Source organism: Candidatus Dechloromonas phosphoritropha (assembly GCA_016722705.1).
Classification (GTDB): domain Bacteria; phylum Pseudomonadota; class Gammaproteobacteria; order Burkholderiales; family Rhodocyclaceae; genus Azonexus; species Azonexus phosphoritrophus.
In genome coordinates this window covers 694,558-715,681 of the sequence record JADKGN010000001.1, presented here as the reverse complement: position 1 = coordinate 715,681, position 21,124 = coordinate 694,558, and the positions used below count along the sequence as shown (strand labels likewise).

General features: G+C 58.9%; 15 protein-coding genes and 7 pseudogenes. 13 read left to right on the top strand and 9 right to left on the bottom strand.

What is annotated here, in order from left to right; translation table 11 throughout:
- Positions 1-5: 5 nt before the first annotated feature.
- Positions 6-1,022, bottom strand: a complete 1,017-nt coding sequence (locus IPP03_03550) for a folate-binding protein YgfZ (protein ID MBL0351779.1) — start codon at positions 1,020-1,022, stop codon at positions 6-8.
- A gap of 92 nt (positions 1,023-1,114) precedes the next feature.
- On the opposite strand from IPP03_03550, the gene mltG reads away from it, so the two are divergent.
- The 8 genes and pseudogenes from mltG (at position 1,115) to IPP03_03510 (ending at position 7,335) form a co-directional block, all read left to right on the top strand.
- Positions 1,115-2,110: an endolytic transglycosylase MltG gene (mltG, locus tag IPP03_03545; protein ID MBL0351778.1), complete on the top strand. Its 996-nt coding sequence runs from the start codon at positions 1,115-1,117 to the stop codon at positions 2,108-2,110.
- On the top strand, positions 2,107-2,721 hold the full coding sequence (locus IPP03_03540) for a dTMP kinase (protein ID MBL0351777.1): 615 nt from the start codon (positions 2,107-2,109) through the stop codon (positions 2,719-2,721). The genes mltG and IPP03_03540 overlap by 4 nt, the downstream gene beginning before the upstream one ends.
- Positions 2,718-3,737 carry a DNA polymerase III subunit delta' gene (gene holB / locus IPP03_03535; GenBank protein ID MBL0351776.1) on the top strand — a complete coding sequence of 340 codons (1,020 nt, stop codon included), beginning with the start codon at positions 2,718-2,720 and terminating at the stop codon, positions 3,735-3,737. The genes IPP03_03540 and holB overlap by 4 nt, the downstream gene beginning before the upstream one ends.
- Before the next feature lie 6 nt (positions 3,738-3,743).
- Complete coding sequence (locus tag IPP03_03530; GenBank protein MBL0351775.1) at positions 3,744-4,103, top strand: PilZ domain-containing protein; 360 nt, start codon at positions 3,744-3,746, stop codon at positions 4,101-4,103.
- Between the two features lie 8 nt (positions 4,104-4,111).
- Entirely contained in the window at positions 4,112-4,894 is a 783-nt protein-coding gene (locus tag IPP03_03525) for a TatD family hydrolase (protein ID MBL0351774.1), read from the top strand.
- Complete coding sequence (locus IPP03_03520; GenBank protein MBL0351773.1) at positions 4,891-5,550, top strand: ankyrin repeat domain-containing protein; 660 nt, start codon at positions 4,891-4,893, stop codon at positions 5,548-5,550. Before IPP03_03525 ends, IPP03_03520 begins: the two co-directional genes overlap by 4 nt.
- A gap of 502 nt (positions 5,551-6,052) precedes the next feature.
- A pseudogene (locus IPP03_03515) lies at positions 6,053-6,440 on the top strand (IS3 family transposase).
- A pseudogene (locus IPP03_03510) lies at positions 6,437-7,335 on the top strand (DDE-type integrase/transposase/recombinase). Before IPP03_03515 ends, IPP03_03510 begins: the two co-directional pseudogenes overlap by 4 nt.
- A 137-nt stretch (positions 7,336-7,472) precedes the next feature.
- Here IPP03_03510 and IPP03_03505 read toward each other — a convergent pair.
- Positions 7,473-8,666 (bottom strand): annotated as a pseudogene (locus IPP03_03505) (IS4 family transposase).
- A gap of 369 nt (positions 8,667-9,035) precedes the next feature.
- The gene (locus IPP03_03500) at positions 9,036-9,251 is read right to left on the bottom strand and encodes a hypothetical protein (GenBank protein MBL0351772.1); all 216 of its coding nucleotides are present in this window, start codon (positions 9,249-9,251) and stop codon (positions 9,036-9,038) included.
- Between the two features lie 388 nt (positions 9,252-9,639).
- Between IPP03_03500 and IPP03_03495 the strand changes: the two genes are divergently transcribed.
- Together IPP03_03495 and IPP03_03490 are read left to right on the top strand one after the other, a co-directional pair.
- Entirely contained in the window at positions 9,640-9,942 is a 303-nt protein-coding gene (locus tag IPP03_03495; protein MBL0351771.1) for a transposase, read from the top strand.
- A gap of 76 nt (positions 9,943-10,018) precedes the next feature.
- Positions 10,019-11,580 (top strand): IS3 family transposase gene (locus IPP03_03490; protein ID MBL0351770.1). Its coding sequence is split into 2 segments (ribosomal slippage): positions 10,019-10,457 and positions 10,457-11,580, totalling 1,563 coding nucleotides; the frame shifts between segments, so codons are not numbered across the junction.
- Positions 11,581-11,739: 159 nt separating this feature from the next.
- On the opposite strand, the gene IPP03_03485 is transcribed toward IPP03_03490, so the two are convergent.
- Both IPP03_03485 and IPP03_03480 read right to left on the bottom strand, forming a co-directional pair.
- Positions 11,740-13,272 (bottom strand): MarR family transcriptional regulator, encoded by a 1,533-nt coding sequence (locus IPP03_03485; protein MBL0351769.1) that lies wholly within the window; start codon positions 13,270-13,272, stop codon positions 11,740-11,742.
- Positions 13,273-13,429: 157 nt separating this feature from the next.
- Positions 13,430-14,380 carry an IS5 family transposase gene (locus tag IPP03_03480; GenBank protein MBL0351768.1) on the bottom strand — a complete coding sequence of 317 codons (951 nt, stop codon included), beginning with the start codon at positions 14,378-14,380 and terminating at the stop codon, positions 13,430-13,432.
- Positions 14,381-14,460: 80 nt separating this feature from the next.
- Between IPP03_03480 and IPP03_03475 the strand changes: the two genes are divergently transcribed.
- Positions 14,461-15,087 (top strand): acyltransferase, encoded by a 627-nt coding sequence (locus tag IPP03_03475; GenBank protein ID MBL0351767.1) that lies wholly within the window; start codon positions 14,461-14,463, stop codon positions 15,085-15,087.
- A 216-nt stretch (positions 15,088-15,303) separates the two neighbouring features.
- On the opposite strand, the pseudogene IPP03_03470 reads toward IPP03_03475, so the two are convergent.
- Positions 15,304-15,540 (bottom strand): annotated as a pseudogene (locus IPP03_03470) (IS5/IS1182 family transposase).
- A gap of 103 nt (positions 15,541-15,643) precedes the next feature.
- Between IPP03_03470 and IPP03_03465 the strand changes: the two are divergent.
- A pseudogene (locus tag IPP03_03465) lies at positions 15,644-16,938 on the top strand (IS4 family transposase).
- Positions 16,939-17,000: 62 nt separating this feature from the next.
- On the opposite strand, the pseudogene IPP03_03460 reads toward IPP03_03465, so the two are convergent.
- Positions 17,001-17,600 (bottom strand): annotated as a pseudogene (locus tag IPP03_03460) (transposase).
- 115 nt (positions 17,601-17,715) lie between these two features.
- Here IPP03_03460 and IPP03_03455 point away from each other — a divergent pair.
- Positions 17,716-19,101, top strand: a complete 1,386-nt coding sequence (locus tag IPP03_03455) for an IS4 family transposase (protein MBL0351766.1) — start codon at positions 17,716-17,718, stop codon at positions 19,099-19,101.
- Positions 19,102-19,109: 8 nt separating this feature from the next.
- On the opposite strand, the pseudogene IPP03_03450 reads toward IPP03_03455, so the two are convergent.
- Both IPP03_03450 and IPP03_03445 read right to left on the bottom strand, forming a co-directional pair.
- A pseudogene (locus IPP03_03450) lies at positions 19,110-19,445 on the bottom strand (transposase).
- Between the two features lie 90 nt (positions 19,446-19,535).
- Complete coding sequence (locus IPP03_03445) at positions 19,536-20,861, bottom strand: IS4 family transposase (GenBank protein ID MBL0351765.1); 1,326 nt, start codon at positions 20,859-20,861, stop codon at positions 19,536-19,538.
- Between the last annotated feature and the right edge of the window lie 263 nt (positions 20,862-21,124).

The window sequence follows — 21,124 nt, the reverse complement described above, 5'->3', positions numbered from 1 at the left end:
TGTTTTCAGGGGTTGACCGCAACCGCCTCGATTTTCGGACCGTCGCGTGATCCAAGATGCAGGTTGCCGGCAAAATTGGATTGCACTACCGCCAGCGCCTCGTAGCCACCGGCGGGCGAGGGCGCACCGCTGATGACCTTGCCACAGGACTGGTCCGGGTTATCCGGTGAATGGAGATCGCTACCGGCCGCGAGCGGCTGATCGCTCCGGACACGGTACAGGTGACGCTTGACCTTCCCGAGATACTGGGTGCGGGCGACGATTTCCTGCCCCGGGTAGCAGCCCTTGTGAAAACTGATGCCGCCGAGCTTCTCGAAATCGGCCATCTGCGGGACGAATTCATCTTTCGTCGCTGCCGTCACCAGCGGAAAACCGGCCTGAATATCGAGCCAGCGCCAGGCTGGCAATCCGGCGGGAAGCGCCTTGAGCGTAAGCTTGTTCCAGAGATCGGCCATGGCGTGCTGCTCAACGGCAACGATGTATCTGTTGGCTTCCAGCCCGATCACGCTGGCTAGGGTGCCGATTGCCGCGGTCAACGGCGTCACCGGACAGGGCAGGCCGGCGTCCGCAAGCGCTGCGCGGGCCTGCGGACCGGCAAGACCGAGCACCAGGCGACTTTCGGTCAGCGCCTGCAACTTGACCCTGGAGCGCAGCACGAACATCTGCAAACGCTTCAGGGAAGCGGCTTCGAGATCACCCGAAACGATCAGATGGAAGGCATCCGCCTCGCGCCAGACGACAAAGCTGGCTTGCATGCGCCCCTTGGCGGTGCACCATGCGGAATGCTGCACCTGATCACCGCTCAGATGGTTGATGTCGCTGGTAAATTGACTGTGCAGGAAGGTCCTGGCATCGTCGCCTGAAACCTCGATCAGCCCAAGGTGGGTGAGGGGCACCAGTATGGTCTGATTGCGGGCTGCCGCAAGTTCGCTGACGGCATCGCCGAAGTTGAGAATCTCGTCGGATCCGCTGGCGAAGGCGGCCTCGGCGGATTCCAGAAAACTGCGCCAGTTCGGGTTCATGAAAGCTCCTGATGAGGTTTGCGCTATTATATCGCTCGTTCGATTGTGCTCGTTCCTCCCGGGCATGACCCGGTTGCAGTCCGCGAGTTCCCGTGCGTTCATTCCTCAAGTTCCTCCTGTTCCCGATTATCGCGCTCGCAGCCGTGGTCGCGGCGGTTGCCTGGTGGGCCAACACGTCGATCGAATTACGCGACGCAAGTGTGGATTTCCGGATTTCTTCAGGCAGCAGCTTACGTTCCGCCGCGACCCAGATGCGAGAAGCAGGAATTGGCATCAATCCCGATCTCTTCGCACTTCTGGCCCGCTGGCGCGGCGTCGCCACCACCATCAAGGCTGGCAGCTATGCCGTAAACAGGGGTATCACGCCCGAGCAATTGCTGGCCAAGCTGGCGCGTGGCGATATGACCCAGGGCGAATCGACCCTCGTCGATGGCTGGACTTTCGCCCAGTGGCGAGCGCGCCTCGACCAGAACCCCGATCTCAAGCATGAGACGCGCGACCTCCCGGAATCGGAAATTGCCGGCCGGCTTGGTATCGAAGGGGGGCGGATCGAGGGCTGGCTGTTCCCCGACACCTACCTTTTCGACAAACAGTCGAGCGACCTCGAACTGTTCGCACGCGCCCACCGGGCGATGCGCAAGAAGCTTGAGGGCGCCTGGAGCGAGCGCGATCAGGGACTGCCTTACAGGAATCCCCATGAGGCACTGATTATGGCCTCGATAATCGAAAAGGAAACGGGTCTTGCCGATGACCGCGCGCTGGTGGCGGCGGTCTTCGTCAATCGCCTGCGCAAGGGTATGCCGCTGCAGACAGATCCGACAGTCATCTACGGACTGGGCGAGAAATTCGACGGCAATCTGCGTAAGCGCGACCTGCAGGCCGACACGCCCTACAATACCTACACCCGCGGCGGGTTGCCGCCGTCGCCGATTGCCATGCCCGGCGCGGCGGCAATCCACGCCGCGCTCCACCCGGCGGACAGCGGCGCACTGTACTTTGTTGCCCGCGGCGACGGCAGCAGCCAGTTTTCAAAAACGCTGGGTGAGCACAACAAGGCGGTCAACCAATACCAGAGAGGCGACAAGTGAGAGGAAAATTCATCACCTTTGAAGGCATCGACGGCGCCGGCAAGAGCAGCCATGTCGAGTGGCTGGCCGAGCTGCTGCGGCAAAAAGGGATGACCGTCCATGTCACGCGCGAGCCTGGCGGCACGGAATTGGGCGAAATACTGCGGGAATTGCTGCTGCGCATGTCGATGGACCTGGAAACCGAAACCCTGCTGATGTTCGCGGCGCGGCTCGAGCATCTCGCCAAGCTGATCGAGCCGGCTCTTGCCAGAGGTGAGTGGGTGATCTGCGACCGATTCAGTGATGCCACGTATGCCTACCAGGGAGGAGGGCGAGGTCTCGACCGTCACAAGTTGCAGCAACTCGAACAATGGGTTCATGGTCAATTACAACCTGATCTGACCCTGCTGTTCGATCTACCGCTGGATGTCGCGCGTGAGCGCATCGCGTTGGCCAGCCGTGTCCTTGACCGTTTCGAACAGGAACGTGCCGATTTTCATGAACGGGTGCGCCAAGCTTACCTTGAGCGTTGGCACTCGTCGCCCGGGAGAATTCGTGTGATTGACGCCCAAGGCAGCATCGATGAAATTCGTAAATTACTTGAGGAAATTGTCTCAACTATCTATTTATGAACGTTATTACTCTCCATTCTGGAACCTGGGCCAGCCTGCAATCGCAGCGCGAAAGATTGCCGCATGCGCTGCTGCTTGTCGGCCAGCGCGGCTTGGGGAAATTTGCGCTGGCCCGTGCCTTCGCGAAAAGCCTGCTCTGCGAACAGCCGCTGAATGGCGGACACTTCTGCGGCGGATGCCTCGCCTGCAACTGGTTCGAGCAGGAAAACCACCCGGATTTTAGGCTTCTTCAGCCGCAGGCGATGGCCGAAGAAGCAGGCGTGGAAGAGGGCGGAAAGAAGGCCAGTCAGCAGATAACCATCGATCAGGTACGCGCCCTCGATGATTTCTTCCACGTCGGGACGCATCGTGCCGGCTTGAAGGTCATCGTCATCAATCCCATAGACGCAATGAACCACAACGCCGCCAACGCACTTCTTAAGATACTTGAGGAACCCGCGCCAGGTACATTGTTTTTAATGGTTTCAAGTGAACCATTGCGCTTGCTGCCGACGATCCGCAGCCGCTGCCAATTGATCCCCGTCGGCATCCCGCCGACCGCTATCGCGGAAGCGGAATTGGCAGCAAAAGGGATCAAGCAACCCGCACGCTGGCTCGCTCTTGCTGGTGGCTCGCCAGGCCTGGCACTCGAACTGGCGGTTGCGGACGAGGGTGGCTGGCTCGACGTTCTGACCCGGCGTCTCGCCGCGAAGGGCGAACTTGACCCGATCGCCCTTGCCGCCGATCTCGACAAAATCATCCGGGAGAGCAAGGGAAAGCTTGCCCTGAAGTCGGTAGTCGAGGCCATGCAGAAATGGCTGGTCGATCTCACTCTGGCCAGCAATGGACTGCCGATTCGATATTTTCTCATGCAACAGGCCACAATCTCCGGGCTGGCTGATATGATTCCCTCCACGCGCCTCGTGCGCGCTTACCGGTTGCTCCTTAAGCGTCGCCGTGAAGCCGAGCAACCTCTTAACGCCCGCCTGTTTCTGGAGGGATTGTTCATGGACTATCGAAGTCTGTTGAGACAATAAACGACAATGGCTGACCCCAAACCGGCCCAGCGCCCGAGCGTCCTTTCGCTCAATATCAGTTCAAAATCAGCGCTCTATGCGGCGTTCATGCTGCACTTACGCAACGGCGGGATATTCATTCCCACCACGCGAAGTTACAACATCGGCGACGAAGTGTTTATGCTGCTGTCGTTGATGGATGATCCAGCCAAGTTGCCGATTGCCGGCACCGTGGTCTGGATAACTCCGGCCGGCGCTCAGAACGGGCGCGCCCAGGGGATCGGCGTTCATTTCAACAACGACGAAAGTGGCCAGGAGGCGCGGCGCAAGATTGAAGGTCTGCTGGGCGGCGTCATGCAGTCCACGCGTCCGACTCACACTCTCTGATCCAGAGGATGCTGGTCGACTCCCATTGCCATCTCGACTTCCCCGATCTGTCGCGGCGCCTTCCGGAAATCCTCGGGCGCATGAACGAGAATGGCGTCGGCTGGGCGGTCTGTATCGGCGTCAATCTGGAGGACTTCCCCGGTGTTCTGGCGCTGGCTGAAAGCCACCCCAACCTCTACGCCACCGTTGGCGTTCATCCCGAGTACACCGACGCCGAAGACCCAAGCGAAGAGAAGCTAATTGAACTGGCCGACCATCCGAAAGTGATCGCCATCGGCGAGACCGGTCTCGACTACTACTGGCAGAAGGACCGCCCGAAATGGCAGCGCGACCGCTTCCGCCGTCACATCCGCGCGGCAATCAGAGCGCGCAAGCCTCTCGTGATACATATGCGCGATGCAGCTGACGATACCTTGAGAATACTTGAGGAGGAGGGCGCCGACGCGGTCGGTGGCGTGATGCACTGTTTCACGGAGACCTGGGAAGTGGCCCGTCGCGCACTCGATCTCGGCTTCCATATTTCGTTTTCCGGCATCGTCACCTTCAAGAATGCGCTGGCAATCAAGGAAGCAGCCCAGAAAACGCCACTCAATCGGATTCTGCTGGAAACGGACTCGCCTTACCTTGCACCGGTACCTTATCGCGGCAGGGCTAATGAACCCGCCTATGTAAGGTATGTTGCCGAGGAGGTTGCGCGCTTGCGTGCCCTGTCTCCGGAACAGGTTGGCGAGGCCACAACCAACAATTTTTTCAATCTTTTCAAACACGCCCTGCGACCCATACAACCATGAAAAACACCCTTCTCGCTATCATTCTGGCCTCTGCATTGCCCCTGATTGCGTCGGCTGCCACATACGACGACCTGATCAGTTCCGCAAAACTGGGCGACACCAAGGACATCGCCAAGCTGGTTGAGCGCGGCGCCTCTGTCGATACGACCGACAAGGAGGGCAATACCTTGCTGATGTTGGCAGCACGGGATGGCCATACCGAGCTTGTCGAATACCTCATCAAGAAGCGTGCCAAAGTCAACGAGCGCAATGCGGTTGGAGACACCGCCTTGCGCCTTGCCGCATTCCGCGGACACCTGAAGGCAGCGGAACTGCTGGTTGCCAACGGCGCCGAAGTGAACATGAGCGGGTGGACGCCGCTGATCTATGCGGCATTCAACGGCCACGTCGACATTGCCGGGCTTCTGGTGAAGTCGGGCGCGGACGTCAATGCAGCGACGGAGAACGGCATGACGGCGCTGATCGTTGCGGCCAAGGGTGGCCATATCGAAATCGTGAAACTGTTGCTTGCCAATCGCGCCGACCCCAACAAGCCACTGGGCAGCGGCGAGACGGCACTCGATGTCGCGCTCAAGACGCAGAATACCGACATCGGAGATTTGCTGCGTCTCGCTGGCGGGAAATCAGGCAAGACAGTCACGATCGAGATAAGGTAGTCCTTTCAGGGGCGCGCCGGACCAAATTTGGATGGCGGCTACATTTTGCGATGCAAAATCGTATAAAAATTCGATAGCAACGGGGAGGGCGACATGATCTCTGACCACTGGGCGAGGCTGAAGCCACGGGTCCGCCGGCAGTTTTCAGTTCGCTCGCCACAATGTAATTAGACCACCGCTTGGGCTCCTACGTTGCCAGCGGCGATGTCGTGGTCGACACCAAGAAAGACCCGAATTTAAGCGTCACCCCGTGCCACTAAGTCGACGCCGCCTAGCCGCCAAGGGCTGCTCACGCGGCAGACTGATGGGGTTGCGTGATATCACCAACGTAGCCAATGAGCGCACAGTGATTGCTTCGGTGGCGGCGAGGGTGCCAACGGGCGATACTCTGTTGCTGATGTTCCTTAACCCGAATCATGGCACGAAGGCGGCTTGTGAACCGGCCCCGATATTTCTGGACACAGATTTGGGGTTAAATCGTGTCTGAAAAAGGAGTGCTGAAATGCTGAATGAGGTGAAAGTGGGAGGTGTTGCGCCGGGGGTGCTGGAAGGAGCGCGGAGCGCGACTGGAAGCGCCCCCGGCGCGGCGCCGGAAATCAGGCGCTGGTCGGCGGGGCGGAAGAAGGAAGTGGTGCTGCGCTTGTTGCGCGGCGAGCCGGTCGATGCGCTTTCGCGGGAGGTGTCGGTGCCGATATACAAGCTCGAAAAAATGGCGTGATCGAGCGCTGTCCGGAATCGATGCCGGCCTCAAGGAGCGCGAGCATGATCCCGTGGTGGCCCAACTTGACGATGCCAACCGACGCATCGGCGAACTGGTCATGGAAATCGAGATTCTGCGCAAGGAGAGGCAGGCGAAACGCCCTTTGGTCGGGCGGAGGTCATCGCGATGAGCCGCGAGACCTCCGTGGGAGCAGGCAAGCCTTATGGCCTGGAACGGGTCTGTCGCGTGCTCCAATTTCCTCGCGCGACAATCTACGCCCAGCAAGCGCGGGAAGCTGGGGTCGTGGCACCCCTGTTTCCGATGCGCCGTGGGCCCAAGCCGAAGATACCGGACACGGATCTTGTGCCCGCCATTCGCGCCGATCTGGCGGCGTCGCCCTTCGTTGGCGAGGGACATCGCAAGGTCTGGGCGCGCCTGCGCATCGTCCAGGGCATCCGCGTGTCGCGTGCCCGCATCCTGCGCCTGATGCGCGAGAATCAGCTGCTTTCGCCACACCGTCGGCCCCAGGGCGTTCCCAAACGGCACGATGGGACGATCACCACGGATCGCCCGAACACGATGTGGGGCACCGACGGTATCCGCATCGAGACGCTCGATCAGGGCTGGGTCTGGGTGTTCTCGGCGGTCGATCACTTTGACGCCTGCTGCGTCGGCATCCATGCGGTGAAGATCGGCAACCGTTTCGCGGCCTTGCAGCCGATCGCCCAGGGCCTGCTGGCCGAATTCGGCGCCACCGGCGCCGATGCCGGACGCGGCTTGGCGTTGCGCATGGATCATGGCACCCAATACACGGCCAACGACTTCCTCAACCAGGTCAAGTTCTGGGGGGCGCGCCGAGCTTCGCCTTGGTCGCCGAACCGCAGACCAACGGCGTCGCCGAACGTTTCAACCGGACGCTGAAGGAGCAGGCCATCCACGGCCGCGTCTTCCGCAACGTCGACGAGGTGCGCGTCGCCGTGACCGAGTTCAAGGAACGATACAATCATCACTGGCGTCTTGAAAAACTGGGCTTCATGTCACCCCTCGAAGCCCGTCAGGCGTATGCCTTGCGAAAGGCGGCCTGAGTTGCAATACCGTGTCCAGATAATCCGAGCCGGTACACCAATATCATGAGGCGGCTGAGGGTCGCTAGCGCCAGTTCAGGTTTGATGTTGGCGAGCCGATCGACTTTCATTTGACCTCTGGAGCCACTACTGTCCGGTTAGATTCCCAATAAATTCAATTGGTTGCAAACCGAGTGCGCTCCGGATCTGTAATCGTCACCCGGGAACGCCTGCTGCAAGGTCATTTTCTCGAATAGGGTGAGGGATAAAACCTGTAGCAAAGTGTAGAGGGAAACGTCGAGCTTCAATTTTTTCCGAACAATGGCGACCAACACATAGACCGACACCGCGATCCAGATTTGCGTCTTGACCGCGTTCTCTGAAGTACCGAAGAACTGTTTGATTCGAAGATGCTGCTTGATCCACTTGAAGAACAACTCGACCTGCCAGCGGCTTTTGTAAAGCGCGCAGATCGTTGCTGCCGGCAAGATCATCTGGTTGGTGAGGAAGACGAGCGTTTTTCCGGTCTCGGCATCCTTGAATCGAACACGCCGCAACTGGGCAGGATAGTCGCGCCGGGTGTAATAGTCATCCAGGGCAATCGTCTGGTCGCAGAGAATACCGGTACTGCGGTCGGTTGGCGCCGAATAGACGCGATGGGAATTCAGGTTCGATTTGGCACGGGTCACGAAGAAAGCCCCCGCCTGATGCAGCCTGTGCAAGCGGGCGAAATCAACATAACCGCGATCCATGACGTAAATCGCACCGGCTTCCGGGGTCAGCAAGTCCAGCGCATGGACATCGTGCAGTTTCCCGTCGGAGACGTGGATAAAACTGGGAATACTGCCGCGTCCCACAGGGATTTCCTCTGGTCACAAGTCGAGCAGCGTATGCATCTTCACCGCCGCCTTGGTGGTACGGAAATGCGCCCAGGGAAATACCGACAGGCACAGGTCGATGGGGGTCGAATCGAGCGCATACACGGTGTTCGACAATTCCAGGCCCAAGTCTTCGCTGGCATAGAGCTTTCTTGCCTGGACAATCAGCCACGCGGCAAAGTCGGCGTAGATGCGCCAATCCCGCGATTCGTTTGCGTCGGCCAATGTCGCACGCCGTACCGGCTCGCGAAATCCCATGTGGTACAGCTTGGCGGATTGCGCCGACAGACAGGTCTCGATGTCCCGCAAGCTCTCCCGATATGTCAGTTGTGCAAAGGCCATCACCCGAAATTGTTCGGCGCAACTCAGTGTGCGAACGCCTTTGTCGCCGCTGTAGCGTGTGACATAGCGATTGAATGTCGACCACGGCAGGAAATCCATCAACTGGGAAAACAGTGTCTTGCCGGCGTTCATGGCAACACCCTTCAGAAAATTTCGAAGGGCCATTTTTCGCCGATTTCAAATCGACACCACACCTTTTCGCTTGGAAAGCCCCGTCAGTCACGGCGCTCGGCAGTTCGAGTGCTCATTTGACTGGACAGTAGTGCTCTGGAGCATTTGGCAAGGAAGTCAGCCCAAAATGACGAAAGCCCCGCACCGGGGGAAGTGCGAGGCTTTCAGGCGGCCCGAGTTGGAGGGGGGAGGGAGGTCGGTCGCCAACGCTGTTGGGGGTTCAGCGCATGAACCCAAGATACTGGCCGGACCCTCGCAACTCAAGTAACGGCTTGCAACAGGGTGTGTCGAGATGTATGCAACGCAAGGAGGGCGGTTGGCCTACAGCTATCAACCAGACGGATCGTTTGGCGAATCCTTGTCCTTCCGCTTCTTCCAGCTCCCGAGAAGAGCGGCACTCAGTCCCAACAGGATTTCATCGACAAAGGGAATAGCATCCGGGATCAGAAAATCCAGAATGAACAGCACGGCGGCAATGGCGAACAGGGCCGGAAAGCGGAGCCGGGTCAGATAGGCAATCAACGGGGCAATTATCAGTTTGAACATGGGGCAGCCATAGTAGTTAGGATCGGAGCTTAGGCTCCTCGCAGCCAGTCGGCGTTACGGCAGTCCACCGGTTGAATACGCGCCTACGACTCAAATAGTAAAGCCACAGGCCAATGACCAAAATCAGCGTACGATCTGCCACAGCGGTTCCTGAACAACTGGCTCAGCAGTCAGCATGGGAAAGAATTGGCGGCATAATGCCGCAGGATTGGAAGACGAAAAACAGAGGGAAGCTCACTAATAGTCCAAGCGGTTTTCGATAATCAAGAACCATGGCCTACGACTCGTCGATTGCACATAGAGCCGGCCCCAGAAATTCGGACAGGGGGATAAGTGATAGCCTTGCTCAATCGCAGGCCGCGTAGCGGCCGAAATGAGGAGCAAGAAGATGACGAGAAGGAAGCGGCGGAATCACTCGCCGGAGTTCAAGGCGAAGGTGGCGATGGCGGCCATCAAGGGCGACAAGACGCTGGCCGAGATGGCGCAGCAGTTCGATGTTCACCCCAACCAGATTACCGACTGGAAGACACAGTTGATGGAGCGTTCGTCAGTCGTGTTTGGCGACACGGCCGCCAAGGAGAAAGGCCCGGACATTCTGGCCATGGAAGCAAAGATTGGTCGCCTGAGTCTGGAAAATGATTTTTTAGAAGGCGCGCTCATTAAGGCGGGACTGCTGAGCGCAAGACGATGATTGACCGCAGCCCCCTACGTCAGAATAGTTGTCGCCTCGATAGAATCTCCCCCTGGGGCGGCGACAAAGGATGGAAATGGCAAGGTATTCAGAGAAGTTCAAAGGTAGAGCGGTAGCACGATTGTTGGCGCCGGAAAATGCAGCAATAGATGTGGTGGCCCGTGAAGTAGGCATTGGTTCGGGAACCCTTGAGCGTTGGCGAGATGACGCGCAGTCCATGCCCGCCCGAGGGCGGGCATGGACTGTGGCGGCGCGCCTGGAGGCGGTGATCGTCACTGCGGCGCTGGACGAAACCAGCAAAAGCGCGTGGTGTCGAGAGCACGGCGTTTATCCGGACGAGCTGATCAAATGGTGGGCCAGCGCCACGACAGCGTTGGCCGAACCGGAAGAAGTCAGAGCCAGCCCGCAAGCAACCCGACAAGACCGCAAACGCATCAAGGAACTCGAACGCGAATTGCTACGCAAGGCCCGGGCACTCGCTGAAACCGCTGCCCTGCTAGTTCTCTCAAAAAAAGTCGCGGCGATCTTCAACAAAGGCGATGCCGAATGATCGGCCTTGAAGATCGCCAAGCCTTGGCCCAAGACATCCATACCGCCCATGTCGCCGGTGCTCGGCTCAGGCTTGCCTGCGAGGTAGCCGGCATCGAGTTGCGCACCTTGCAACGCTGGAAAGCCATTGAGGGCGGCATCTGCGCAGATCGCCGGCCCTTGTCCATGCGCCCGACGCCCAGGCACGCGCTCAGTGAGGCCGAACGCACGCAGGTGCTTGCCGTGGCCAACGAGCCACGCTTTGCGGCCGTGCCGCCAGCGCGCATGGTGCCGATGCTGGCTGATGAAGGGATTTACCTGGCCAGCGAATCCACCTTCAGCCGAGTGCTGCGTGAGCACGGTCAAACCACCCTCCGAGGACGGGCCAAGGCGCCCAGGCAACAGCGAGTGCCGACCACGCACATTGCCACCACGCCGCGCCAGGTGTGGTGCTGGGACATGACTTATCTGCCAGGCAAGGTTAAGGGGCACTGGTTTCACCTTTATCTCATCCTCGACCTGTATAGCCGCAAGATTGTCGGCTGGGAGGTGCACGGCAGCGATCACGCCGACCATGCCGCGCATCTGGTGCGCCGTACGGCGCTCGCCGAGGGGATTGCCGCACTCGCGACCAAGCCTGTTCTGCACGGCGACAACGGCTCGACGCTCAAGGCCACGACGGTGCTGGCGATGCTCAACTGGCTGGGAGTCAGGCCCTCGTATTCTCGACCCCGAGTCAGTGATGACAATGCTTACGCGGAATCGCTGTTTCGGACGGCCAAATACCGCCCTGAGTTTCCTGCTAACGGCTTTGCCGAGCTCGACGACGCCAGGACCTGGGCAGTCAGCTTCGTGCACTGGTACAACGTCGAGCATCGGCACAGTGGCATTCGTTATGTCAGCCCAGCCCAGCGCCATGCCGGCGAGGATCTCGCCATTCTCGCGGCCCGACATGCCGTCTATACCTCAGCGCGTGATCTCAACCCGGCGCGCTGGACTGGTCAGACACGAAATTGGACGCCGGTCGGTGTAGTGACCCTCAATCCAGATCGCGATTGCATCGCCAACGCGCATCTGGAAGACAAGCTTATTCCGCCATTGGCTGCATGACCGAGGCGACAACTATCTTGACGCGCGCCGCAACCGAACCGCAGGGCTGGTGCGCTGGAGGGCACCGTCGGATTTTGGCGGTCGGTACGCTCAAGAGGATCAAGGATTACGCCACATTAGTCACTAACCAGTTCAATCATCACAAATCATGAGAAGAATTCAGGATGCGCAAGCCATGGTTGGCACTATGTTGAAGCGGGTCAATGAGCAGGCCGCAGCGACGACTGAACGTCCCAATCGAGTGAGGTAGTAGCGATAGGTATGAGTGACTTTCTTGATCAAGCCGAGCGTACGCAGTCGGGCAAGTTGGCGCGACATGGCGGACGGAGTGAGCTTCAGATAGCTGAGAAGATCGGCACGACGCCAACCGTGAATGTTGAACTCGCCGCGTTGCATGGTTTGCAGCAAGGCTTTCTTGGCAGGATCAAAGAAGTTCACCCCTTTGACACCGGGAGCCGCCCCCAACCGTGGCATGCTCAATCGCTCCAAGTCACGCTCGCCGGCACTGGGGTCATCGAGGCTGGAGAGGAACGCCAGGTAACGTTGGTTGCAGCCGAGCAGGATGTCGCGCAGGTCGATCAGGCTATAGATTGTCTTCTTCAGGGGCGCCAATTCTCGGGTGGCGTGCCTGTCCTTGTGTTCCACCTTGCGGTGGTGTTTGAAGAAACTCACGTCATTGACGGTCGTTTCGACCCGCAGTACGCGGGAGAATTTGTCATACACCTTGACGCCAGCGGCGCCCATGGTGTGCTTGATGCAGCGCCCCTCGATACGGGTGGACAACCGGGAACCGATCTCCTGGGCCAGTTGTGGCGTGACCTTCTTGCCCAGAAAGCTGGAGACGCGTTCTGCGTTGGCGGCCAAGACCGCTTGGCGCGAAATGGCGTCATACAGTGGAACCAATATCTGCTCACTGCGAAACATCAGGTCGGTGGAGTATTCGACTTGGCGCAAGCTCCAGTGATACGAGGATCCAAAGACGTCAAGCACTGGGCACAACCACTGCGCATAGCGATCCAGTCGCGGGTGAAGTACGTCGGGACTGAACGCATCCGCCAGCGCCTGCGCCTGCGCGATGTCGGCGACACGCAGGAAGGCGTTGTCCTGCTGGAGGAAGTCGATCCTTTCTCGCGTCAGAGTTCTTGCCAGAGCGCTGTGACCATTACAGTAGAACTGCAACCCGAACGGTGCCCACGTCGGCACACGCAGGTAGCACAACCCCAGTTCCTCGTCGATGAAATAGAAGTAGTAGTGCAGGCACTTGCCTTGATCGGGGCGCAGGTAAGTCTTGCCACTGCCTTTGTCATGCCACGGTTTGTAGCTCGGACAGGCTTCCATGGCCGAGAGCACATGCACCAAACCCGGTGCGTCGCCGCGACCGGCGAGCACTCGCGCGACCAACTCTTCCTTGCGAATATGGCTTTTGCTGACGTGCTCGATTTCAATACCCGCCGCCAGACACACCTCCTGCGCACGCTCACGAATGCGATCTCGCAGCGGCTCGGCAAATCGCGGGTAGTCGAATACCCGAATTCCGTGCGTGTACAAATAACTCGTCATTCCTGCCGCGTAGCACGCACCAGGCAGCGTGCCGGTGATAATGATCCGGTCAAAGCACGAAAGCACGCCATGCATGTTCGTCACGTATCGTTCCGCCAGAGCCATCGCCAACATGATCGCCTCCTCGGTCATTCGTCAGGCTTCTATCGTAATACCTGTTTGGTTCCGGCTCGTCCGGCTTAGGCTTTTGCAATTCTGCGGGGCGCTGGTGCACAATTAGTACTCACTTATACAACAGGGGCTTAAATTCAAGACTTTCGGCATGAACCACCCCTATCCCCATCCTGATTCATACAGCAGCCACAATTTGCCCAGCGCGGACGGATTTCGGCATGCCGAGGCAGGTGAACCGGTTGATGATCGCCACTCGAACGTGGCTCTCGGCAACCTGCCGGTCAAACTCACGGGAGAACAGATGATCGCCCAATTGTTTGAGCCGATACATCATGTTTCCGGCAATGCTGCGTCGGTGGTAAGCGGAATCCTCCTTCCAGCCTGCGCGACTCTTGGATTGGATCTCAGCCAGGAGGGCATCCCGGGGATGGTCGTTTCCCCAGGTCACCGCATCCTCACGCGGCGGAATCGTCGCCTTGGCGTTCCGCTCGCGGATTGCGGCATGGGTGCCTTTGGTGTCGTAGGCGCCATCGGCGGAGACTTGGGAGACTTCACCCTCGACTTGCGCCAACAGGTCAGGGAAAACTTCGCTGTCGTGCCAGTCGGCGGCCGTCACCTCAATGCCAATGATGTCTTTGGCCGTTTCATCCACCGCCAGATGAATCTTGCGCCAGGTGCGGCGCTTGCCAACCCCGTGCTGGCGGACTTGCCATTCGCCTTCGCCGAATATCTTCAGGCCCGTGGCGTCGACCACGACATGGGTGGCCCCGGTTCTCGGGTGCCAGGGTATCTGCACTTCCAGCGTGGCTGCCCGGCGCGACAGATGGGTGTGATCCGGCACCGGCAAATCCAGCGCAGACAAACGCATCAACGAGTTGAGCAGGCCTTCGGTGGCCCGGTAGGGCAGACGGAACAGGGCTTTGCGTGTCAGGCAGGTCTGGATCGCCAGGTCCGAGTAAGACCCCGGCTTGCCGCGCCCGACCGGTCGCGGCGGCGTCCAATTCTGGGCGATGCTGGCTTCGTCAAACCAGATTGTCAGGTTGCCACGATTGACCAGCGCTCGATCGTATTCCGCCCACTTCTTTACCTGGTAGCGGCATTTCGGCTGCGCCGTGCTTGCGTCCATCTTCGTTCTTGCTGCCCTCTGTATCTCTCTCGCTCGTCAAAAACCCGCTACGCGGCGAACTATGACATTATATTGCGCCAATGCCACTCCAGGTCGCAAATCGATTCCAGACAAGTGACGATATCATGCGTTTAATTTTCCTCTCCATTAGAAAATTTTCATCTGCCTTGGTTCGATTTAAGAGCCATTTAATTACAATGTCCGTATATTCTGGTGTTTTTTTTAATCGCCAAATAGTGCTTGGCAAACGGTGTTTTTTTGGGCGAGGTATTTTGCTTAAAGCAACAGATGGTGGTTCGATTGCAATTGGACCAGGTACTTGTTTTGGGGAAAACGTTCAAATAATTGCTCGAAATGGCCGTGTTATCATTGAAAATGATGTTTTCATAGGAACCGGATCAATTATTGTTTGTATGGAAAATATTTTTATCGGCAAAGATACCCTAATTGCGGAGTATGTAGTTATTCGCGATCAGGACCATAGCACTCGTACGCGGCCAATCAGAGATGCAGGGTTCATTACTTCAGCAATTCACATAGGACAGGATGTATGGATTGGCTGTAAAGCGACAATCTTGCGTGGCGCAACCTTAGGCGATGGCTGCGTTATTGGTGCGCATGCATTGGTTAAGTCAGAAATTCCTAAAGGTGTGCTGGCCGTTGGTGTTCCTGCTCGCGTAACAACGCAATTAGGATCAGTTCAATGAAACGTTGACGCAATACTATGACAATATAGCCTCTTGCAAAACCAAAAATCAAAGCATGCTGCGCCGCAGCATTCGCTTACAAGAAGCGATTTTTGCTGCGTGCTTGTAAAAACTGTGTCAGAACCTAGCCGTAAGTCATTCTTTCCATGATCCTGAGTAAAGCACATCCCTGCATCGCCAAATGCATCGTCTGGAAAGAAGGTTGATGGTACTTGCTCATCGTCGCAATCGCATCAACTGATCGGCAGCCAGCGCCAGAACGCCAAACATCAGATGCCCCATGACCTTGGTTGGGCCTTTGACCATGACATCATTGGCGCCGAACTCGTCCTTGAGTCGACCGTTGATTCGCTCAGCGACCGTGCGCTCGTGATAACGGATGGCATCGGCAGGCTCGAATTCCTCTTTCTGACCCCCCCGCGGATTGTGGTCAATCAGAGGGACATGGTTCAAGCCATCCCATTACACACAACTTCAACACCTCTGCGTAACATGCTGACTTTACAAGAAATGCTGGGTGGATGTGATGGGTTGGGCAGCGGAAGAATTCAAGGCGATCGACCTGGGCGACCGGCGTCTGGACAAGCGCACGGTGCTGCTGGCGGAGCGCATGGCAGCCAATCCGATGGCCAGTATCCCGCAAGCCTGCGGCGGCTGGGCGGAAACCCAGGCGGCGTATCGTTTTTTGCGCAGGACGACATCGAATGGGAAGCCATCCTGGCCTCGCACTGGGGAAGCGCCGAAACGCGCATGCGGGTGCATCCGGTGGTGCTGTGCATCCAAGACACCACGGAACTCGACTTCAATGGTCAGCGCATTGCCGGTCTGGGGCCGCTCTCGTATGAAGCCCAACGCGGGATGTACGTGCATTCCACCTACGCGGTCAGTCCGCAGCGTGAACCCTTGGGTGTTCTGGACGCCTGGATGTGGGCACGCGAACCCAAGGACGCGAGCGGCCAACGAGGTGGCCTGCTGGAAAGCACCCGCTGGACGGAGGGCTACACCCGCATCGCGGAGTTGGCGAGCAGCATGCCGGACACCCGGCTGGTGTATGTGGCGGATCGGGAGGCGGACATCGTGGCCCTGATGGTGCAAGCCCGCGAGCTGGGGCATCCCGCCGACTGGCTGATTCGTTCCCAGCACAATCGGGCGCTTCCCGAGGGCGGCAAGCTGTGGACTGAGGTCCTGGCCAGCGAAGCGCTCGGCGGCATCCGCTTCACGATGCCTTCGCGGCAAGGACAGAAGGCGCGGGACGTTCGGCAACGAGTCTGGGCAAAGCGGGTGACGGTCTCCGACGGCAAGGGGAGCCGGATCGAGGTGAGTTGTCTGGTGGCGCGAGAAGAAAGTGCCCCCGAGGGCGTGAAGCCGGTGGAATGGCGGCTGCTGACCAATCGGCCGATTAACTCTTTCGAAGCGGCGACCGAACTGATCGACTGGTACCGGGCGCGCTGGGAGATCGAACTGTTCTTCCATGTCCTCAAGAACGGCTGCCGCGTAGAGGCGTTGCAGTTGAGCACCGTGGCGCGGCTGGAACGGGCGCTGGCGCTGTTCATGGTGGTGGCTTGGCGGATTGCCCGACTCATGCGCCTGGGCCGTACCTGCCCAGACCTGGATGCGGCCTTGCTGTTCGAGCAGGACGAATGGCAAGCGGCTTACATCCTGAATCGGAAGAAGGTGCCCAAGACGCCGCCCAGGCTCAATGAAGTGGTGCGCTTGGTGGCGATGCTTGGCGGATTTCTGGCCCGCAAGGGCGATGGCGAGCCAGGGGTGAAGACCCTTTGGCTTGGCCTTCAACGCGTCGTCGATTTCGCCGCCGGGATCAGATTCGCGAGAGAGGCTCATGCGTTATGACGCGAGTTCAACTTCAAAGTGTAATTTTGAATAATTTGTGTGTAATGGAATGGGTTCAAGCGGCGGCAATGATCGTGCAACTCCAGGCTGCAATAGGCGGCATCCATCACATCGTAAAGATGGGTGACGCGAGTCTGGCTGATCAGCGACAAAGGAATGGCTGCACGGCTATCGTGCATCGACGCCGAAGACAGCAGGGCAGAGATCGGCACACCGCAGTCGGCGGTATCAATGTGCAGCTTGCAGCCATTCCAGCCCATCTTGTAGCCTTGGGCATTGCACTTCGTGCCGTGGTCGCAGCGCGTCGGGATCTCGGCGAGCATTTGTGTCAGGCTTTGCTGGCGCTGACGTTGAATGGGCGATGCTTTGGCCGGCGGGCGCGCCTCGCTGCACCGGGGGCGGCCTCGCCTTCGCCCCGGCACAGCGGGCATTTGCATGGCCGATTGCGCGGTCGGAAGCAGGATGGCTTGGGCGGCCGGAACCTCTGCTGCATGAGGGGTCTTGGCCGGGCGTTCGCGCGCCATGATGGCCGTACCGTCACGGCTGAGGTGACCCATCAACTGGTCACTCAGATAATCCTTGATCAAAGCCTCATGGACGCGTTCCGCCAATCGCGCTTGGGCAAATTCTTCGAAGGCACGCGAGAACGTGGACTCGGAGGGGAATGGCACTTACTTAACGTTCAACTCTTTGATGCAAATGATGAAACAGGCTGGATCGACGCGTGATAAGTTGGCGTCGCCAAACACCCAACCCGCCCACGATGAGCCAGCCCAAATGCATCCTATCCGCAGTACACGCGCACAGCAACACCGAACGGTCAAGGCCCACGCTGCCCAGAGCGACGCCTATGCGTTTTTCAACCTGTTGATGGGGCCGGAATTGTTCGATGCCGTGGAATCTGAACTGCCGCCCCACCGAGAAAGGCAATATCCCCCGACGGAGACGTTGTCGATGTTTCTGGCCCAAGCGCTGAGCACCGATCGTTCCTGCCAGAAGGCAGTCAATGACCGTGCGGTCAAATGCCTGGTTGGCGGCCTGGTGCCGGGCAGCACCCACACGGGCGCCTATTGCCGGGCGCGAAAGCGCTTGCCTTTGAAGATGCTCAGTACACTGGCGTGCCACGTGGGGCAAAGAGTCGCCACGCAGGCGCCGACAGCTTGGCATTGGCGGGGTCGTCCCGTCCGTCTGGTGGACGGGACGACCGTCGTAATGCCCGACACCTCAGACAATCAGGTCGTCGACCCGCAACCGACGAGCCAGAAGCCGGGGTTGGGTTTCCCGCAGTGCCGGATCGTTGGGCTCGTTTGTTTGGGTAGCGGGGCGGTCCTCAATGCCGCGACCGGCTCCTGTCGGGGCAAGGGCAGCGATGAGCAGTCGTTGCTGCGTTCGATATTCGATTCCCTGGAGCAGGGTGATTTACTGTTGGGCGACGCCTTCTACGCCACCTACTTTCTCCTCTGCTCATTACGCGAGCGGTGCATTGATGCGGTGTTTGAACAAAATGGCGCGCGGCAACGCACCACCGATTTTTGCCGAGGTCGGCTGTTGGGGCAGCGCGATCATCTGATCGTGCTGCCAAAACCCGCCAGCAAACCCGACTGGATGCCTCAGGCCGACTACGATCAGTCCCCCGAGAGTCTGACCGTACGCGAGCTTCGGGTCGGCGGCAAGACACTGGTGACGACATTGCTTTGCCCAAAACAAACCGACAAGACGGCCTTGAAATCGCTCTATCGGGATCGCTGGCACGTTGAACTCGATCTGCGCAACATCAAGACCACGCTCGGCATGGAACGACTGAGTTGCCTGACGCCTGCGATGGCGATCAAGGAAATCTGGGTCTATCTGCTCGCCTACAATCTGATTCGGTTAATGATGGCTCAGGCTGCGATGCTCTCCCACAGATTGCCGCGCCAACTGAGCTTCAAGCATACCGTGCAAATCTGGCTCGCCTGGGCACCCTTTGCGAGCCGTAGCCATCACAACATACACAGCGAACTATTCGTTTTAATCGCCCAACAACAGGTCGGTAACCGACCGGGCCGGATCGAGCCTCGCGCCGTCAAACGACGACCTAAACCCTATCCAATGCTCACCAAACCACGTAATCTCGCCAAAGCTATCGTCATGAAAAATGGACATCCCAAAAAGCTTAAGTAAGTGCCATTCGACTCGGAGGGCACCTTCTTGCACAGCGGAAAACCACAGATGCGCCGCAGCGCACGGTCTATCGTCAGGCGCTCAATCAGTCCGGCCGTCGTCGTCAAACCGAGCACGGCCTTGGCGACAAAGGCATTCGCCAGCCAGCCGCGCTGGCACGGCGGGCGACCAACACCCTGCCAGATCGACACCGTGAATTCTTCGATCCGAACCCATTCCAAGGTGTGAATGACTTTCTCCAGCTTCGGCGTCAGCGTTCCAACCTGTTCCCGCAATTCAGGCAGCAACTCGTGCTGTATCACATTCCAGCGTTGCATGATCAGTTCGGGACGGGTAGCATTCATTTTCGTGGGCGTTATGATGTTGGCGTGATAACCTCATCATGCCAGAAATGGCCGACCATGCACCCCTCTATCCATCCCATTACACACAACTCATAGCGCATGAGCTTCCCGGGCGAACCTGATCCCCGCCGCGAAATCGACGACGCGTTGAAGGCCGAGCCAAATGGTCTTCACACCCGGCTCGCCGTCGCCCTTGCGCGCCAGGAAGCCGCCGAGCATGGCCACCAGGCGCACCACCTCGTTGAGTCTGGGCGGGGTCTTGGGCACCTTTTTCCGATTCAGGATGTAAGCCGCCTGCCATTCATCCTGCTCGAACAGCAGGGCCGCATCCAAGTCGGGACAGGTGCGCCCCAGGCGCATGAGCCGGGCAATCCGCCAGGCCACCACCATGAACAGCGCCAGCGCCCGCTCCAACCGCGCCACCGTGCTCAACTGCAAAGCTTCCACCCGGCAGCCGTTCTTGAGGACATGGAAGAACAGTTCAATTTCCCAGCGTGCCCGGTACCAGTCGATCAACTCGGTCGCCGCTTCGAAGGTGTCGATCGGCCGATTGGTCAACAGCCGCCATTCCACCGGCTTCACGCCCTCGGGGGCGCCTTCTTCCCGCGCCACCAAGCAGTTCACTTCAACCCGGCCACCGTGGCCATCGGCAACCGTCACCCGCTTGGCCCAGACACGTTGCCGAACGTCCCGCGCCTTCTGTCCTTGCCGCGAAGGCATCGTGAAGCGAAGGCCACCGAGGGCTTCACCCGCCAGCACTTCGGCCCACAGCTTGCCACCCTCGGGCAGCGCCCGGTTGTGCTGGGAACGAATCAGCCAGTCGGCGGGATTTCCCAGGTCGCGGGCTTGCGCCATCAGGGCCACGATATCGGCCTCCCGATCTGCCACATAGACCAAGCGGGTGTCCGGCAGCCTGCCCGCCAGTTCCGCGATGCGGGTGTAGCCCTCCGTCCAGCGGGTGCTTTCCGGCAGGCCACCCCGCTGTCCATTCGTGTCCTTGGGCTCGCGCGTCCACATCCAGGCATCCAGCACGCCCAGAGGTTCCCGCTGCGGGCTGACGGCGTAGGTGGGGTGGACATACATGCCGCGCTGGGCTTCATAGGAGAGCGGCCCCAGGCCAGCGATGCGTTGGCCATTGAAATCCAGTTCCGTGGTGTCTTGGAGGCACAGCACCACCGGGTGCGCCTGCATGCGCGTTTCGGCGCTTCGCCAGTGCGAGGCGAGGATGGCTTCCCATTCGATGTCGTCCTGCGCAAAAAAGCGATATGCCGCCTGGGTTTCCGCCCAGCCGCCGCAGGCTTGCGGGATGCTGGCCAGCGGGTTGGCGGCCATGCGCTCCGCCAGCAGCACCGTGCGCTTGTCCAGACGCCGGTTGCCCAGGTCGATCGCCTTGAACTCCTCCGCTGCCCAACTCATCACGCCCGTCCCACGTTCCTTGAAAAGTCAGCATGTTACGGGCTGGTGTTGAAGTTGTGTGTAATGCAGGGCTTCCGCACTCGGATGTCATTCATTAAAATGTGGGCCGAAATGCACAAATTTTAAGCAGGCTTTTCAGTTCAATTACAAAAATCATTCACTCCGTGCCATGTGTTAGTGCTACTGGCGTTTATTTCCCCAGCTTTAGTCCTTGTCTCTGATAGTGGCTGCTCAAAATTTGGGCAAAACATCCGATTTCAATG

Excerpts from the sequence above, each read along its gene's own strand:
- IPP03_03500 (MBL0351772.1), bottom strand. The coding sequence starts at position 9,251 with ATGTTCAAACTGATAATTGCCCCGTTGATTGCCTATCTGACCCGGCTC.
- IPP03_03485 (MBL0351769.1), bottom strand. The coding sequence starts at position 13,272 with ATGACCGAGGAGGCGATCATGTTGGCGATGGCTCTGGCGGAACGATAC.
- IPP03_03525 (MBL0351774.1), top strand. The coding sequence starts at position 4,112 with ATGCTGGTCGACTCCCATTGCCATCTCGACTTCCCCGATCTGTCGCGG.
- IPP03_03495 (MBL0351771.1), top strand. The coding sequence starts at position 9,640 with ATGACGAGAAGGAAGCGGCGGAATCACTCGCCGGAGTTCAAGGCGAAG.
- IPP03_03455 (MBL0351766.1), top strand. The coding sequence starts at position 17,716 with ATGCATCCTATCCGCAGTACACGCGCACAGCAACACCGAACGGTCAAG.
- IPP03_03530 (MBL0351775.1), top strand. The coding sequence starts at position 3,744 with ATGGCTGACCCCAAACCGGCCCAGCGCCCGAGCGTCCTTTCGCTCAAT.
- IPP03_03480 (MBL0351768.1), bottom strand. The coding sequence starts at position 14,380 with ATGGACGCAAGCACGGCGCAGCCGAAATGCCGCTACCAGGTAAAGAAG.
- IPP03_03550 (MBL0351779.1), bottom strand. The coding sequence starts at position 1,022 with ATGAACCCGAACTGGCGCAGTTTTCTGGAATCCGCCGAGGCCGCCTTC.
- IPP03_03520 (MBL0351773.1), top strand. The coding sequence starts at position 4,891 with ATGAAAAACACCCTTCTCGCTATCATTCTGGCCTCTGCATTGCCCCTG.
- holB (MBL0351776.1), top strand. The coding sequence starts at position 2,718 with ATGAACGTTATTACTCTCCATTCTGGAACCTGGGCCAGCCTGCAATCG.
- IPP03_03475 (MBL0351767.1), top strand. The coding sequence starts at position 14,461 with ATGCCACTCCAGGTCGCAAATCGATTCCAGACAAGTGACGATATCATG.
- IPP03_03445 (MBL0351765.1), bottom strand. The coding sequence starts at position 20,861 with ATGAGTTGGGCAGCGGAGGAGTTCAAGGCGATCGACCTGGGCAACCGG.